This window comes from Francisella sp. AG1 (assembly GCF_057683165.1).
Genome location: NZ_CM173135.1, coordinates 1520139 through 1537085 on the forward strand (window position 1 = coordinate 1520139; position 16947 = coordinate 1537085).

Genomic DNA, 16947 nt, shown 5'->3' on the forward strand with positions numbered 1-16947 from the left:
ATAAGTTCTTTGAAAAAGCTTAAAAACTACTATAAATAAGAATCATTTGTCACATTAATATTAAATATGTAATATAATCTTGAAAAGTACTTCAGTATTATTTTTTAATGAGAATTTGTTCTGCTAAACAGAAATCCAAATACTCATCAATGTCTATAGAGCTCTCTTTATCCATTTCATAAGCATAAATATTATCTTTTAAAAAGAAGCCCTGATTCTTTTTAAGCTTACTAGTATCACATACATAGATAGCTCCATTTATTCTATAATATTTCTCAAGATCTTGACTTCTTTTATTAATAACATCATCTCTTAAAAAGCTATTCATACTTAAATTCTTAGGCAAAGTATTAGACCATAGAGGACTATGATCCATTTCACATACACTTATTATTGCATCAGCATTTTTATGTTCTAGACTCACTATAGCTTCATCAATATGCTCAGCCATCCTAAGTGGACTTGTAGGTTGTAATAAAACTATATAATCATATTTTTTAGTATTATACTTTATAACGTGATTTACTGTATCAAAGGTAGTGGCTGTATCACTAGCTAAGTTATCAGGCCTTTCTATAGTTTCTGCTCCATACCTCTCTGATATCTCTAGTATTTCTTTATTATCACTACTAACAATAACTCTATCAATATAGCTACTTTTTAAAGCGGCCTCTATTGTCCAAGCTATTAATGGTTTACCATATAAATCAAGCACATTTTTGCGAGGCAATCGCTTACTGCCACCGCGAGCAGGGATAATAGCCAAAAATGTTTTATTCTTATACATCAAAACTCCTCACCATACTCTTTATTTGCTCTATTATACTCTTCAACCTTGCCAATATCTAACCAATACTCTCGTAATGGAAAAGAAACGACTTTTTCTTGTTTCTCAATTAATTTCTCAAAAAGAGTTGGCATATCATAAAACTCATCTTCTGGTATATATTTCAATATGTTTGGTGATAGCATATAAATACCAGCACTGACAAAAAACTTATGCACAGGTTTTTCTTCTATTGACAATATTTCATTGCAACTCATATTTACTACTCCATAAGGAACTTGGAAATCATACTCTCTAACACACATAGTTCCTAATGAATTACTTGATATATGGTAATCATGTAAATACTCAAAATTTACATTTGTCAAAAGATCGCCATTCATTACAAAAAATGGTTCTTTTGGGTTTTCTTTTAAAAGACTTAAGGCCCCAGCGGTGCCCATTCTTTGTTCTTCTAAAATATACTCTATATTTACTCCGAATTCCTTACCATCGCCAAAATAGTCTTGTATTATGTGTGATTTATAATTAACGCACATAACTATATTGGTATATCCATATTCTACAAACTTCTCTACTATAATTTGAAGTATTGGTTTATTACCAACTTTTAGCATTGGTTTGGGTGTATTATCCGTCAAAGGTCTAAGCCTTTTACCTCGCCCACCAACCATTAAAATAATTTTATTTGTCTTTTTTTTCGGTTTTATAAGTTCATCAATTTCTTGAATACCTAAAATCTTATCAGTATCATCTATTATTGGTATTTGATGTATTTTCTTAGATAATGCTATTTTTAAGATATCTTCTTTAGTATCACTAATTTTTGCAACTGTCGGAGTTTTAAAAACTATAGTCTCTATAGAGCTATCTAAATCAAAACCTTTAAGCAGCCCTCGCCTTATATCACCATCAGTTAAAGTTCCTAAAAGAACATTATTTTCATCTACAACTAATGCTATTTGCATAGCTCCATTATCAATAATATTAAGAGCTTGTTTTATGGTTGAGTCTATATGTAACTTGATATTTTGTATGCTCTTCATAATATTTCCTTCAAAAGCACAAAACTCTCAGCATATTCACATCCAGAAGTAGCTCCCCTCAAAGTCCCTAACGCTCTCATATTTCTTTCACTTCTTGGAAAAGGATGTTCTTCAATTTCACTCTCAAATACTTTCATTATTTCAATTTTCTTATCCATAAATTCGCTTATATCTACGAATACATTTGGTATAAAGCTATCTTCCTTAGTACTTGGAGCGAATTCTGTTTCACTGAGAGTTTCTATCATATATATTTTTTTAATGAACGGATATCTAAATGATTTTGTACAACTATAAGCAGCTTCAAATATTTTCCTATGATCACTATGAACATCACCTTTGAAAGGAAGGTAAATAATATTTGGGCTAACATCATTTATAACTTTAGATATTTTGCTAATCAATTCACTCATACTATACTCATCTACTTCCATACTTTTGAGTTTTAAATTATTAACACTATCAAAATTATACATACTAGACACCTTTTTTATCTCTTTTTCTCTAGTTGCGTAGTAACTATGGCTCTTATCAATAGCTGTGCAATTAAGCCAATGTATTTCATCGCCATTTTCTTTGTGTTTCAAAAGTGTGCCACCACATCCTAGGGTCTCATCATCTGGGTGAACGGCTACTATTAAAGCTTTATTTTTCACAAATATTCTCCAATGGATGGAAGTTCTTCAAACTCATGCTCTACAATTTCTATAGCCCCATCATATGTTTTCACTAAAATAGATTCATCTTTAGAATCTATAACTTTTCCACTTTCTAAGTTAGATTGGGTATTTTGAATTACCTTTACTTTCCAAATACTTATATTTTTACCTTTATATTCTACATGAGATCCAACATAGGGTTTAGTTAATGCTCTTACAAGATTGTAAATAGCTTCACTATTCATACGAAAATCAATCTTTCCATCATTCTTTCCTCGTTTTCTCCAAATATTAGCCTCATCATGATTTTGCTCTATTTTTTTAAAAGTTTTATTTTCAAGCTGCGGGATAAATTCTTCTATTTGTAAGAGTGCTATATCAATTAACTTATTATAAAGAGTTTGAGCGTCATCTGAATATAATATATTAAAATCTTTCTGAGACAATATATCTCCATCATCAGTACCTTCTTGCATAAAGAAAAAAGTAGATGCACTCTTTTTTAGACCCAATGCTAGTGCCCAAATGAGTGGATGTCTACCTCTATTTTGAGGCAGTTTTGCAGGATGATATCCTATTACACCCATCGGTGTTAAATATAATAATTCTTTTTTAATTAAATTTGACCAACCAAAACAAAATATAATTTCAGGCCTTAATGACTGAATCCATTTAACACTCTCGTCTGAATTTATATCTGTTACAAACTTATAAGGTATACTATTTTCATTGCATATCGAGGTTAAGTCAGCATAGTCACTATTAAAAGTTGACTTCTCTTTGGTACATACTCCAACTACTTGGGCATCTATGTCTATAAGCTTTTGTAAAACTTTTTTAGAAAACTCTACAGTTCCAATAAAAACTATTCTCATAACTTAAATCTCACATCAAAAAAAGATTTTTTCAATATATTGCCAAGTTCAAAAGTTTTCAAAACCTTTACTATCTTTTTACTTGCGCATCCATCACCATATGGATTTTGTACATTTTTTAACCTTTTTTGGAACTCATCTGAATAAAGTCTCTTAAATGCTTCCATTATACTTACTTTAGTTGGCATACAATCTATTACACTACCAGCCTTTATTCTCCCCCTTTGTCTATCACCTATATTTACAGTACCTATTTTAAAGCTGGGAGTTTCAGCAAGTCCACTTGAACTATTCCCCACCATTGCATCTACAAACAGTAAAGCACTTAAATATCGTAGTTGCCCTAAAGAAGTAAAGCCAGTAGATTTATGAGCATTCTTTGCTACATACTCATCTATCATCTGATTTATAACCCTTCCATCTGTATCACTATTTGCTTTGGTAAAAATTATATTAGTTTCTTGTAATTCATCTATGGCATTTAGAAGTTCTTGAAATTGATCTTTTGCAGTGCTGTTTTCTAAGGTCACAGGATGAAAAGTAACTAATATATTTTTTTTATTTAGTTTAAAATCAATAGATTCTTCAAACTCTTCTTTACTAAAAAGTTTTAACCTTTTAATATTTTCAACCCCCATACCACCAACATTAAAAACTCTACTTGGGTGCTCACCTAATTGAATAACTCTATTTTCATACTCATCTGTTGCAGTAAAATGAAGATGACTCATTTTTGTTATAGAGTGCCTTATAGGTTCATCTATTAATCCTTCAGTAGCTTCTCCACCATGTAAATGAGCAATTGGAATTTGTGCAATCATTGCTGCGCTAACAGCAGAAAATATTTCATATCTATCACCAAGTACAATCAATATATCTGGTTTTAAATCTTCATAAGCTTCTGCAAAAGATATTTGAGCTAAGCCCATGGATTTTGAAATACCTACTGCTGTATCAGAAGATAGGAGCATTTCTATTTTCTTATCTATTTTGAAATTTTTCTCTATCTCTTTATATGTAAGCCCAAACTCAGGGCTTAGGTGCATACCTGTAACTATAATTTGAAGTTCTAACTTATTATCTGAATCTATTTCTTTCATAAGCCAACATAATAATCCATATTCAGCTCTAGTACCTGTTACTACACATATTTTTTTCATATTAATTCATCTTCTTTATAGTCTTTTAATGCAAAGCCACCAAGCATTTCATCCCATTTCATAGGAGAAATACCATCGCCAGGCCTTTTTATCGTTATATTTTTTTCTGTTAAAAGATCACCTTTTTTTATGTTTTTTTTTGCAACAATACTTTTCCTAACTACAGGCCTATTTTTTAATTCACTACATGATGGTTTTTTTGTACAACTTCCAAGAGCAACCTCTATATTTCGTATAGCTTCTATCATGGATTTCAGCTCTTTAGGCTCAAGTGAAGCTTTATGATCAGGGCCTGGCATTGCTTTATCTAAAGTAAAGTGTTTTTCTATGCATACAGCCCCCATTGCTACTGCTGCAATATCTACCTCAATACCTAAGGTATGATCGCTATATCCATAATCCACATCAAAAGTCTTACCTATAGTAACCATGGCTCGCAAATTAACATCTCTCATTGGAGTTGGATATTCTGTATTTGCATGTAAAACAGTTATATTTTCCTTTTTAGTCCCAGACTCTATCAAGATATCTAAAGCAGCCTCTATCTCTCCAATATTTGCCATACCAGTAGAAAGTATTACTTTCTTATTTAAACCTCCTATATGTCTAAGATATGGCAGATTTGTAATCTCACCACTAGGTATCTTAAATAAATTAAGGTTTAATTCATTGAGTAGATCAATACTATCATGATCAAAAGGTGTCGATAAAAACATTATATTTTTCAATTTACAATAGGCTATCAGTTCCTTATGAACATCAAGATCAAGTTCCAACTTCTTGAGCATATTAAACTGAGAATTATCTTTCCCAACCATATTTAGTTTTTGATATTCAGCCTTAAGAGTATTTTTAGCTACTAATTTTTCTGCCTTAAAAGTTTGGAACTTTACAGCATCAGCTCCTGATTTTGCTGCTACATCAATTAATTTTTTTGCAAGTTCAACAGAGCCATTATGATTAACTCCAGCTTCTGCTATTATAAACACTTTACTCATTTAACAACACTCCCTGCTTTAATGAATCCTTGACATTCTATTCCTTGTTTAGAAGTAGCATTGCTTCCATAAAATGTATTTTCTCGAACTAAAACTTTTCCATTTACAATACTTCCAGTTGATATATGACAATTATCATAAATTACTGCGTCATGTTCAATCAATGATTTCGTATTGATAATACAATTCTTACCAATTTTTGCATTAGCATTAATAATCGCATGATGCATAATTACAGTTCCTTCCCCTACCAAAGAATGTTTTGATATATAAGCAATAGGAGAAACAATAATAGGCAGAAAATAACCTATTTTTTTAAGTTTATTATAAAGACCCAATCTTATTGAATTTGATTGAACATGCCCAACTGTAATTATAGCATTTTTACACTTAGAGAATATTCTTTGCAAATCAGCATCACAACCAATTACTGGATAACCTAAAACCTCTAGTCCAACAAATTCAACGTTATCAATTATTCCAACTATAGTATATTTATTTTCTTGCTCAACAACATCTATAACACTATGGCAATGCCCACCTCCACCAACAAGAATTATATTTTCTCTCATCGTAAAATCACACTACTTGGCAAATTAACTAAATGCTTCTCTAAATATTCAGAGTTTTCTAAACTTGTTTTTTGACAATCTTTAAACATTGATAATTCACTCATTAATTTCCATACTGGTCTAGTCATAACACCATTTCTATTTGTATAATCTAGAAAATCATCTCTATCATTAATACTATCAAGTAAAATGGCTTGCAGCCAGTAGTTAGATTTAGAATTCATAGGCTCTGATATAAATTTTATATCACTATTAGTAAAAAACTCTTTATATCTTCTAGTCAAAATTCTTTTTGATTCTAAGAATTTATCTAATTGCTCTAACTGAGCAACCAATAAGGCTGCATTTATGTTGGGTAAACGATAATTATAAGCAACTTGGTCATGTACATACTCATATGTATGAGAAATTTTAGCTGTAGTAGTTATATGTTTGGCTCTTTTAGCTAAATACTTATCATCTGTAACAACAACTCCACCCCCACCAGACGTAATAAGTTTATTACCATTAAAACTAAAAGCCCCAAGCCTACCAAAAGTGCCTGTATGCTTACCTTTATAGTAACTACCTAAAGACTCTGCTGCATCTTCAACAAGCACAATCCCCCACTTATCACATATTTCTCTTATCTCATCTATTCTACATGGATGCCCAAATGTATGCATAGGTACACATGCTTTTATTGTTTTCCCTGTTACTTTATTTATACACTTATTACTTACAAATTCACAATTCACCTCTAAAAAATTCTCTAACGAGCGTGGAGATAGTCCCATCGTATCTAAATCCACATCTACAAATATTGGCTTAGCTCTAATATAAGATATCGCATTGCATGTAGCTACGAAAGTTAATGCTTGGGTAATCACTTCATCATCATTCTGTACTCCTGCTAAAATAAGTGCCACATGTAATGCCGCAGTACCATTTACCGTAGCTATAGCAAATTTGCTACCAACGCTTTTTGCAAAATTATGCTCAAATCTATCAACATATTTACCAACACTAGAGACAAAGGTTGAATCTACACAATCATTTAAATATTTTTTTTCATTACCTGCAAATCTTGGTTCATGCAAAGGTATAAAATCCTCAGTATCAAAAACTTGTTTTATAAACCTAACTACATCTTGCATGCTACATTTTTCCATCTAAATATTTACCAGTTTCTTTATGGCCAAAATCAGTTATAATACGATGAAATTCTTTAACAATATCATCTTTTGTCCATGATAATTTTAATTTGAGAGCTTTAATTGCATTCTCAAACTGATTAAGTTTACTATCTTCATATAACACTTCATTTTTAATAACACCAAGATTTTTAAACCTGCTCATATCCAAAACTTCTTTATCTGTAAAGAATTCTTCAAAATCTTTTTCTCCAGTCGTATCACTAGAAGTGAATAAACATGGCCACTGACCATCTTCTAGCAAAGTTCCTATTAAACTTCTGGCTTCGTTCTCACTTTCGCATAAATATGTCTCATAACCAATGTCTTTCAAATATTTCACTGCTATTTCTGAAAAAGAAATAAGATGTAAATTTTCACTCAATTTTGGAAAAAATATATCTCTGTTGTTACCAAACATACAGCTCATCAAACATAACTCTCCACTCTCCTGAGGAGTTACAAAATATCTTTTTATATCATTTGGGGCAACTATAGGCTGTTCCTTTTGAACACGTTGATTAAAACCATGAAGTAAAGAACCATCACTAAATGCAACGTTAGCAAATCTTGCCATAGATATATCAATTTCACCTGACTTCCTATGCACAAACATTTCCATAATCCTTTTACTAGCACCCATCATATTCACTGGGTTAGCAGCTTTATCAGTACTAACACAAAAATATTTCTTAACTCCACCATCAATAGATTGTTGTAATGTTTTCTTTGTATTAAAAATATTAGTTTCTATCATACGCATCAAAGTAAATGGGTCTTTCTCACTTCTCACATGCTTAAGTGCAGATAGGTTTAAAACATAATCATATTCTCCATCAGCCCTGATAAAGGCATCATATTCAATAGAGCCTATATCTAAAGCAAAAGTTTTAAAATCCCCATCAATATAGCCAAAAGAGCTCCTAATATCCCTAACCAACTCAACCATGTTATTTTCCGAGATATCTACAACATGTAATTTCCTAGGGTTCCTTTTAAAAATTTCTTTTACAACAGCCTGACCAATAGATCCAGCTCCTCCAAGCACTAAAAAGGAAGATTCGGAAACTTTTTCATATAATGGAATTTCATTTATTTTCATATCTTCAGAAAATAAAGGCTTTACTCTTCCTATTAGTTCCAATATTTCTTTCATAAAGACAAGCCTCTTGCTTTAAATTACTTAAATCACAAATGCTACCACATTCTCCTATAGTAGGCAATCCATGTGCATTCTCAATACAATACGATTTATAAACAAAAAAGCAAAGCTAGGAAGAATTCTTAAAAAATAAACTATAAAAATATCGTTTTTTCTCAAAAAACAAAGAGAAAATATAAGCAACCCCACAAATAAGCATTATTATTGGGATCATCACTTAAGCTCGCTTAGTATTATCAAGCCAACTAAATTTGTCAAAAATATAGTTAATCCGATAGTTATTTGACAATAATGTTATAATATTTAGAAAAAATGTCATCATATAGCCAAGATTTCAGAGGTATCGTAATAACTAAATATAAAGAAGGCCTAACAGACAAAGAGCTAAGTAATTTTTTTAATATAGATATCCGTACTACTAGATCTTGGATAAACTTATACGAGACAACTGGTGATTATAAATCTAAGCAAGGCTTGGGTTGCGGTAGAGTAGCAACCTTTACAGATAAGGAAGCGATAGAAAGCTACTTAAGAACATATCCAGATGCAATGGCTTTAAATATTAGAGAAGCATTAGCTCCTGAAATACCTAGAAGCACATTTTATGATTGTCTTAACAGACTTGGTTTTAGTTTTAAAAAAAGACACCTAAATATAAGCAAAGAAAAGAACAAGATAGGCAAAGTTTTATAGAGGTTGTTGAGACTATTGAACCTAACAAACTTGTATATTTAGATGAAATGGGTATGGATAATAAACAGTCTGTACTAAGAGGATGGTCTCTTGTTGGTAAACCTAGCTATGGTGAAGTTATTGCTTATCAAACTCAGAGAAAAAGTATAGTTGCTGGTTATAACTATTTAGAAAAGAAGATTATAGCACCGCTAGAGTATACTGGATATACAGATACTCAAATTTTTAATCAGTGGTTTGAAGAGCATTTATGTCCTGAGTTAATTCCAAAGACTACTGTTGTTATGGATAATGCTAGTTTTCATAAGTCTCCTAAATTGGCTAAAATAGCAGAGAAGTTTGATATACAGATACTATACCTTCCTGCTTATTCTCCTGATTTAAATCCTATAGAAAAAATTTGGGCCAATTTTAAAAGAATTTTAAGAAAAGTAAATAATTCTTTTGATAATTTATCTGATGCTATTACTCACGTCTTTAGCACAATATTATCAGATTAACTATAACTGCGATAATAACTAAAAAAGGAAAATGTATTAAATAAAGACTATAGCTATACTTTGCATGTAATGAAACCTTATAAAAAATAAAACTGAAGAATCTTAAATATCTAAGAAAAGATAATAATATAAGTCCACAAACTATAGTTAAAGAAAATAACAACTGAAAAAAATTAATATAAATATTGTGAAAAGTATCAAGTGAGAAAATGTAGCCTAATATATTATATGATGAAAACAATAATAAACATACAAACTTTTAAATTCTTTCTCTTTCCACATATGAAACCTATTTATACTAAAGGTAACAATAACCTTATAATAAATTTGTTATAAGATCTCAAATATCGACTAAATATTACCGTTTAAGTTTTTATATTATAAAAATGATGTTAAACCCTAAAGCATCAATTATCTTAAGGATTTTGCTAAAGCTTTCATCTAAATTAAGCTACCGTTAGCTAAACTCAAATACCATTCATAAATTTTCCTCACACCATCTTCAAGCTCAATCTTATGCTTCCAACCAAGACCATGCAACTTAGATGGGTCAGTAAGTTTAACCATAGTGCCATCAGGCTTGCTAGAATTAAACTCCAATTTACCATCAAACCCAACCACCTCTTTGATAAGTTCCGCCAACTCTTTAATAGAGATATCGATACCAGTACCAATATTAATATGGGTATTTCTAATTTCCTGACCACCTTTAGAATAAGTATCTTTAAAATTCCTATTTTCAAGTAAAAAAACACACGCATCTGCCATATCTTCAGAATACAGAAATTCTCGCCTAGGTTTGCCAGTGCCCCATATTTCTACAGAATCTTTGGATACTCCAAAATTTGCTAAATACTTTTTAGCTTCATCAAGAGAGTCGATTGACAAGTTTTCCAAAACTTTATCATTTTGACCTTCATTCAAAAGTTTTGCCAGATGAATTTTCCTAATAAGGGCCGGTAAAACATGTGATTTCTCAAGATCGAAATTATCGTTTGGTCCATATAAATTTGTAGGCATGACCGAAATAAAATTAGTACCATACTGTAGATTATAACTTTCACACATTTTTATTCCTGCGATCTTAGCTATTGCGTATGGTTCATTTGTATATTCTAATGGACTTGTTAATAAACAATTTTCAGGCATTGGCTGGGGCGCTTCTTTAGGGTATATACACGTACTACCTAAAAATAGAAGTTTCTTAACACCATTCAAATAGCTTTGATGTATAACATTATTCTGGATTTGAATATTTTCATATATAAACTCAGCTCTATAAGTGTTATTTGCGACGATCCCACCGACCTTTGCTGCTGCTAAAATAACATATTCTGGCTTCTCAATCTCAAAAAAATCTCTAACTGCAGCTTGGTCTGCTAGATCAAGCTCAGCATGAGTTCTAAAAACCAGATTATCATAACCTCTAGCTTGTAAGTTTTTTATAATAGCTGAGCCAACCAAACCTCTATGGCCAGCAACATAAATTTTACTATTTTTATTCATCACAATGCCTCTATTCAAAATAGCTCATAGTCTTGTAGCCACCTTTTTGTAGATATAAATCTTTAGTCATCATTTTTAGATCTGATTGCATCATATCATCAACCAAATCTTTCAGATTATATTCTCTATTCCAACCAAGCTTTGTTTCAGCTTTTGCTGGATCGCCAATCAAAAGATCAACTTCTGTTGGCCTAAAGTATCTAGGATCTACCAAAACTACAGTTTGACCAACCTGTAAATGTGAAAGATCTAGATTCAACTCAGCGGCTCTTTGAACATCTACAGATGCAACTATACCCATCTCATCAACACCCTCTCCATCAAATTTCAGCTCAATCCCAGCATAACTAAACGCCAATTTCACAAAATCTCTAACAGTTGTAGTTTGACCAGTAGCAATCACCCAATCTTCTGGTTGCTCAGCCTGTAGTATCATCCACATCATTCTGACATAGTCTTTAGCATGCCCCCAGTCTCTTTTTGCATCTAAATTACCAAGATATAATTTCTCTTGAAGATTAAGAGCTATCTTAGATGCTGCACGTGTAATTTTTCTAGTCACAAAAGTCTCACCTCTAACAGGCGATTCATGATTAAATAAAATACCATTACAAGCATACATACCATATGCTTCTCTATAGTTAACAGTTATCCAATATGCATACATTTTAGCTACAGCATATGGTGATCTTGGATAAAATGGAGTAGTTTCAGTTTGAGGAACTTCTTGCACTTTACCATAAAGTTCCGATGTGCTTGCTTGATATATTCTAGTTTTCTTCTCTAAACCTAAGAGTCTAACTGCCTCCAATATTCTCAAAGTACCTGCACCATCTGCATTACAAACATACTCAGGAATATCAAAACTAACATGTACATGACTCATAGCTGCTAAATTATAAATCTCATCTGGCTGAGTATCTGCAATAATTTTTGTCAAATTCATAGAATCTGTCATATCACCAAAGTGTAAAATAAAATTAGCATTTTCAACATGTGGATCTTGATATAAATGATCTATCCTATCAGTATTAAAAAGCGAACTTCTTCTTTTAACACCATGCACTTCATACCCTTTTTTTAAAAGAAACTCTGCTAAGTAAGACCCATCTTGACCTGTAATACCAGTTATTAACGCTACTTTTTTCATATTAACCCTTATTCTTATTTAATTTAATTTAATTTCTATTATATTCATCTTTTAAACGAACAATATCATCTTCACCAGTATACTCTCCTACTTGAGCCTCTATAAGGACTACCGGTAATTTACCTTTATTCTCTAACCTATGAATTTCACCCATTTTTATATAGACAGATTCGTTAGGTCTAACAATAGATTCTTTTTCACCTATAGTTACAATTGCTGTTCCAGAAACAACTATCCAATGCTCACTTCTATGATAATGTTTCTGTAAAGATAATCTCTTACCTGGAGAGACTTGTATTTTTTTTATTTTATAACCTGGGCTATCTTCAAGTACAGTATAAGTACCCCATGGCCTATGTGCAGTCAGATGAATATTCTTAAGGTTTTCATCAAGCATTGCCACAACTTCTTTGACTCGTTGAGAACTTCCTTTTTTAGAAATCAAAAGTGCATCGCCAGTATCTACAATAATAAGATCATCGATTCCTACCGTAGCTATTTTCTTCTCAGTCCCATAAATAAGATTATTTTTACTATCTATACATATATGCTCACTATTAACAGCATTACCTTGTTCATCTTTTTCCATATGCTCAAACAAAGAATCAAAGCTACCAACATCACTCCAACAGATATCTGCAGCTACCATTTTAATTTTATCTGACCTTTCCATGACCGCATAATCAATAGAATCTTCAGGAATTTTCGACATATCTTCTAAATTGACACAACCACCATTCTTTTTGGCATTTTCCAATGCTGTTTTTGAAGCTGCGTAAATCTCTGGAGAATATTTTTTAAGCTCTTTTAAAAGAATCCCAGCCTTAAACATAAACATTCCTGAATTCCAGTAATAATTACCTTGTTTAAGATATTTCTCTGCTTTTTCTAAACTAGGTTTTTCATGGAAATTCTCAACATCTCCCTCAGGCGTTGCTTCTATATAACCAAAACCAGTATTTGCATGATCTGGAGTTATACCAAATGTGACGAGAAATCCTTTCTCCGCCATACCTTTAGCCTGTAATAAAACTTGCTTATAGCTATCATCATTATTAATCATATGATCAGCTGGCGTGATAAAAACAATATCTTCCTCATTAACACTCATACAAGCCAGCGCTACAGCTGGAGCTGTATTCCTACCAACTGGTTCAACAATAAAAGAACTAGTCTCTGACATCCTTAGATCACTAAGTTGGTCTTTAGCCAAAAACAATTGTTCCGAATTAGACACCACAAGACTTGAACTACATAAATTTGAATTTCGCTCTATTGTGTGCTGAAATAAAGATTGACCATCAAACATTTTTACAAACTGCTTAGGCAAGAGCTTTCTACTAATCGGCCAGAGCCTGGTGCCACTGCCACCGCATAGAATTACATTTATCACGTTAGAATTAGCTATTTTTTTAAAAAACATACCTAGAATTATAATACTTTTTTATAGATTTCTCTACTTGATTTATCAGTTACGATAACAGATGATTGAATCTATTTTTTGTAAGTTAAATTACCAAACAATTTATTTATAATCCCTACTTTCTTAGACAGAGCCTTTATAAATGGATTAAATATAGATATTAAATATGTTTTTTTACCGAGAGTTTTTCTATAATCTTTTATAAATTTTGATGTACAGAAATATTCATCATCTTGCGGCATAAAAATACCTTGTGTTCCACTAATCACTATATTACTAATTTCATCAATTAAATTATTGATATGCAGTACACTTCTTTGGTTTTCTATCTTTGGGAATACAATAGCAAATTTTGCTAACTTAATTAATTTAGGATAATTCCCTTTTGAATTTTCCCCATATATCATTGGAGGTCTAATTATAGCTACTTTAAACTTATTCGAGCTTAATATAGCAAGCTTTTTTTCTGCTTGCAATTTACTATTGCCATAAAAATCATCTGGCTTAGGCACAGTATTCTTATCAAGAACCTTACTCATACCAATAGGCGCACTATCACCATATATAATAATACTACTCATAAATATAAACTGTCCCACACCTTCTTTTTTTGCTTTTTGAGCAACTTCAAAAGTTAAATCAGTATTTATTTTATAGTAGCTACCTTCAAGTGAAGGATTTTTTGATGTATGTGCAATACCTGCAACATGTAGTACACAATCATAGATAGAAAAATCTAACTTCTTCCAAGCTTGGCCACCTTTCAAAGATATTGTTTTTATATCAAAACACGCTTGATATTTTATCGCAAAAGAATTGCCTATATAGCTATTAAGACCTGTTATCAAAATTTTTTTCACCGATCTTCTTTTCCCTTATCAATTGATCCAGTTCCACCTTCAATGACACCTTTCTTTGCAAAAACAGAAAACACAGTTAAAAAGATGCATTTAATATCCAACCAAAGGTTCTTATGCTCTGCATAATAACCGTCAAGTTTAGCCTTAACATCTATTGAGAGTTCATCCCGTCCGTTAATCTGTGCCCAACCAGTAAGACCCACAGGTATAGCATTAGCTCCATATTCATCTCTTTTAGAGATCAAATCATCCTGATTCCATAGCGCAGGTCGCGGACCGACCATACTCATATCACCTTTCAAAATATTAAATATCTGTGGTAACTCATCCAAGGATGTTTTACGCAAAAAAACACCTACCTTTGTAATACACTTACTGGGATCTTGCAACATATGCGTTGGCATATCTTTTGGAGTATCAACATACATAGTTCTAAATTTATAAATATAAAAAAACTTCTTATTCTGACCGAATCTTTTTTGTTTAAATAAAACAGGACCTTTAGAATCTCTTTTTATCAAAAAAAACAGCAACAAAAAAATAGGGCTTAAAATAATAACTCCAAGTAGTGAAAGAAATATATCTAGCAGCCTCTTAAATAATTTATAAAACATTTATTTTACCTATTTAATTTATGATTGAACTCTGGGACTATTTTTTTTAAAATTTTAACCTGAATATCCGCATCTACAGCAAATAGTTCTTTTAATTCATTATTTAACAATTCTATGTCATAAAAAGTTTTACGACCAATGACAATATCTTTATATTCAGTACGAACATCATTTTCATCAACTTGAAGTTCTTCATAAAGCTTTTCACCAGGCCTTAACCCAATTATTTCAATACCAACATCCTCTCTACCAGAGAGTTTTATAAACTGTTTGGCTAAATCAATAATTTTTACAGGCTTACCCATATCTAAAACAAAAACCTCAGAATTTTCTGCAATAGCTCCAGCCTGAAGTACAAGCTCACAAGCCTCAGGGATAAGCATGAAATACCTTGTTATTTCTGGATGAGTCACAGTTAAGGGACCGCCACTTCTAACTTGCTCCTCAAACTTAGGAATAACACTACCACTACTACCCAAGACATTACCAAACCTTACAGCGGCAAGCTTTGTGCCTTTAGAATCAACATTCTGCAAATATAATTCACATATGCGTTTAGTAGCTCCCATTACATTAGTTGGACGTACAGCTTTATCAGTTGAAACTAAAATAAACGACTCAACTTTAGATGCTATCGCCAAATCAATAGAATTTTTAGTCCCTGAAATATTATTTTTAATTGCTCGTGAAATATTTTCTTCAACCAATGGTACATGCTTATATGCTGCTGCATGAAAAACTACATTAGGCGTATATTTTTCAAAAATTTTTCGAAAAGCGGATCTATCACAAACCGAACATAAAATGCTATTTATATTATAGTAAGAACACTCTTCTGATATTTTATACAAATTAAACTCACTATGATCAACCAAAATTATTTGCTTAGCCTCATATTTAATACATTGCCTTACAATCTCCGACCCAATACTTCCTCCTGCGCCAGTTACTAATACAATCTTATCCTTAATGAAATCAGAAATAGTTTGCTTATCTAGGCTTTTAGAATCACGAGATAACAAATCATAAACAGAAACTGGTTTAAGTTGAGACATAAAACTCTCATCTTGTAAAACATCTTCAAGAGGAGGCATTATTTTTATTTGTTTAAAGTCTTTCTCTAGGTTTTTATAAATTTTTTTAATCTTCTGATTAGCTGCTCGTGGCAAAGCAATTACTAAAAGATCAAATTTAGAGGATAGAAGCATTTTTTTCAGTTCAAGTTTAGATAAAACTTTTTTACCATCAATACTTCTTTTTTGAAGAGATCTGTCATCATCAACAAAACATTTTATTCTATACCCTGTTCCCTGAAGCTCTTGAGCTATCTTAGCACCAGCTACTCCTGCCCCATAGATAATAGCCATCTTAGTTTTATCTGTTAAGCTTCTATTAGTAATATACCAATAGAGATACACACTCAAATTAATCAAAAATACATAAAATAAAAATTCCGAAAAAATCAGAGGAAATCTTATACGACCATAAAACAACGGTGCGACAATTAAAAAAATAGGGATATTGATAAATACCTTTCTTAAAAAGGTTTTTTGCGTAGATTTCCTCCAACTTGCCATATAATCTCTAAGTAATAGAAAAGAGCTTAAGCTTCTTAAAAAGATAACTAGAAATAAGAAGTATAAATCCACCGACTCTTTAAAAATATAGAAAGTCCAATTAACAGTAACAATTGTTAAAAAAATAATTATAAAGAAGTTAAGCACTCTCTTATCATAAAAAGATATCATCAGATATAATCAAAGTCGTAAT

At 31.5% G+C, this 16947-nt stretch carries 16 protein-coding genes; 1 reads left to right on the forward strand and 15 read right to left on the reverse strand.

Going from position 1 to position 16947, the window contains the following annotated elements:
* Window positions 1–97: 97 nt before the first annotated feature.
* From ACR0PV_RS07875 to ACR0PV_RS07915, 9 genes are read right to left on the reverse strand one after another with little or no spacing between them, the layout of a single operon-like run.
* Complete coding sequence (locus tag ACR0PV_RS07875) at window positions 98–787, reverse strand: acylneuraminate cytidylyltransferase family protein (protein WP_488172560.1); 690 nt, start codon at window positions 785–787, stop codon at window positions 98–100.
* Window positions 787–1833 (reverse strand): nucleotidyltransferase family protein, encoded by a 1047-nt coding sequence (locus ACR0PV_RS07880; protein WP_488172561.1) that lies wholly within the window; start codon window positions 1831–1833, stop codon window positions 787–789. Before ACR0PV_RS07880 ends, ACR0PV_RS07875 begins: the two co-directional genes overlap by 1 nt.
* Entirely contained in the window at window positions 1830–2489 is a 660-nt protein-coding gene (locus ACR0PV_RS07885; RefSeq protein WP_488172562.1) for a PIG-L deacetylase family protein, read from the reverse strand. The genes ACR0PV_RS07880 and ACR0PV_RS07885 overlap by 4 nt, the downstream gene beginning before the upstream one ends.
* Window positions 2486–3367, reverse strand: coding sequence for a formyltransferase family protein (locus ACR0PV_RS07890; protein ID WP_488172563.1), 882 nt, complete (start codon window positions 3365–3367; stop codon window positions 2486–2488). The genes ACR0PV_RS07885 and ACR0PV_RS07890 overlap by 4 nt, the downstream gene beginning before the upstream one ends.
* Window positions 3364–4527 carry a UDP-N-acetylglucosamine 2-epimerase gene (neuC, locus tag ACR0PV_RS07895; RefSeq protein ID WP_488172564.1) on the reverse strand — a complete coding sequence of 388 codons (1164 nt, stop codon included), beginning with the start codon at window positions 4525–4527 and terminating at the stop codon, window positions 3364–3366. Before neuC ends, ACR0PV_RS07890 begins: the two co-directional genes overlap by 4 nt.
* On the reverse strand, window positions 4524–5525 hold the full coding sequence (neuB, locus tag ACR0PV_RS07900) for an N-acetylneuraminate synthase (protein ID WP_488172565.1): 1002 nt from the start codon (window positions 5523–5525) through the stop codon (window positions 4524–4526). The genes neuC and neuB overlap by 4 nt, the downstream gene beginning before the upstream one ends.
* Complete coding sequence (locus ACR0PV_RS07905; RefSeq protein ID WP_488172566.1) at window positions 5522–6097, reverse strand: PglD-related sugar-binding protein; 576 nt, start codon at window positions 6095–6097, stop codon at window positions 5522–5524. The genes neuB and ACR0PV_RS07905 overlap by 4 nt, the downstream gene beginning before the upstream one ends.
* Window positions 6094–7248, reverse strand: a complete 1155-nt coding sequence (locus ACR0PV_RS07910; protein WP_488172567.1) for a LegC family aminotransferase — start codon at window positions 7246–7248, stop codon at window positions 6094–6096. The genes ACR0PV_RS07905 and ACR0PV_RS07910 overlap by 4 nt, the downstream gene beginning before the upstream one ends.
* On the reverse strand, window positions 7235–8425 hold the full coding sequence (locus ACR0PV_RS07915) for a UDP-N-acetylglucosamine 4,6-dehydratase (RefSeq protein WP_488172568.1): 1191 nt from the start codon (window positions 8423–8425) through the stop codon (window positions 7235–7237). The genes ACR0PV_RS07910 and ACR0PV_RS07915 overlap by 14 nt, the downstream gene beginning before the upstream one ends.
* A gap of 318 nt (window positions 8426–8743) precedes the next feature.
* Between ACR0PV_RS07915 and ACR0PV_RS07920 the strand changes: the two genes are divergently transcribed.
* Window positions 8744–9624 (forward strand): IS630 family transposase gene (locus ACR0PV_RS07920; RefSeq protein WP_488172569.1). Its coding sequence is split into 2 segments (ribosomal slippage): window positions 8744–9068 and window positions 9068–9624, totalling 882 coding nucleotides; the frame shifts between segments, so codons are not numbered across the junction.
* A 441-nt stretch (window positions 9625–10065) separates the two neighbouring features.
* Here ACR0PV_RS07920 and ACR0PV_RS07925 read toward each other — a convergent pair.
* The 6 genes from ACR0PV_RS07925 to ACR0PV_RS07950 form a co-directional block, all read right to left on the reverse strand.
* Entirely contained in the window at window positions 10066–11130 is a 1065-nt protein-coding gene (locus ACR0PV_RS07925; RefSeq protein WP_488172570.1) for a GDP-L-fucose synthase family protein, read from the reverse strand.
* A gap of 10 nt (window positions 11131–11140) precedes the next feature.
* On the reverse strand, window positions 11141–12280 hold the full coding sequence (gene gmd, locus ACR0PV_RS07930) for a GDP-mannose 4,6-dehydratase (RefSeq protein ID WP_488172571.1): 1140 nt from the start codon (window positions 12278–12280) through the stop codon (window positions 11141–11143).
* Between the two features lie 28 nt (window positions 12281–12308).
* Window positions 12309–13673, reverse strand: coding sequence for a mannose-1-phosphate guanylyltransferase/mannose-6-phosphate isomerase (locus ACR0PV_RS07935; protein ID WP_488173986.1), 1365 nt, complete (start codon window positions 13671–13673; stop codon window positions 12309–12311).
* Between the two features lie 101 nt (window positions 13674–13774).
* Window positions 13775–14563: an NAD-dependent epimerase/dehydratase family protein gene (locus ACR0PV_RS07940; RefSeq protein WP_488172572.1), complete on the reverse strand. Its 789-nt coding sequence runs from the start codon at window positions 14561–14563 to the stop codon at window positions 13775–13777.
* Complete coding sequence (locus ACR0PV_RS07945; RefSeq protein ID WP_488172573.1) at window positions 14560–15177, reverse strand: sugar transferase; 618 nt, start codon at window positions 15175–15177, stop codon at window positions 14560–14562. Before ACR0PV_RS07945 ends, ACR0PV_RS07940 begins: the two co-directional genes overlap by 4 nt.
* Before the next feature lie 5 nt (window positions 15178–15182).
* Complete coding sequence (locus tag ACR0PV_RS07950; protein WP_488173987.1) at window positions 15183–16922, reverse strand: polysaccharide biosynthesis protein; 1740 nt, start codon at window positions 16920–16922, stop codon at window positions 15183–15185.
* Between the last annotated feature and the right edge of the window lie 25 nt (window positions 16923–16947).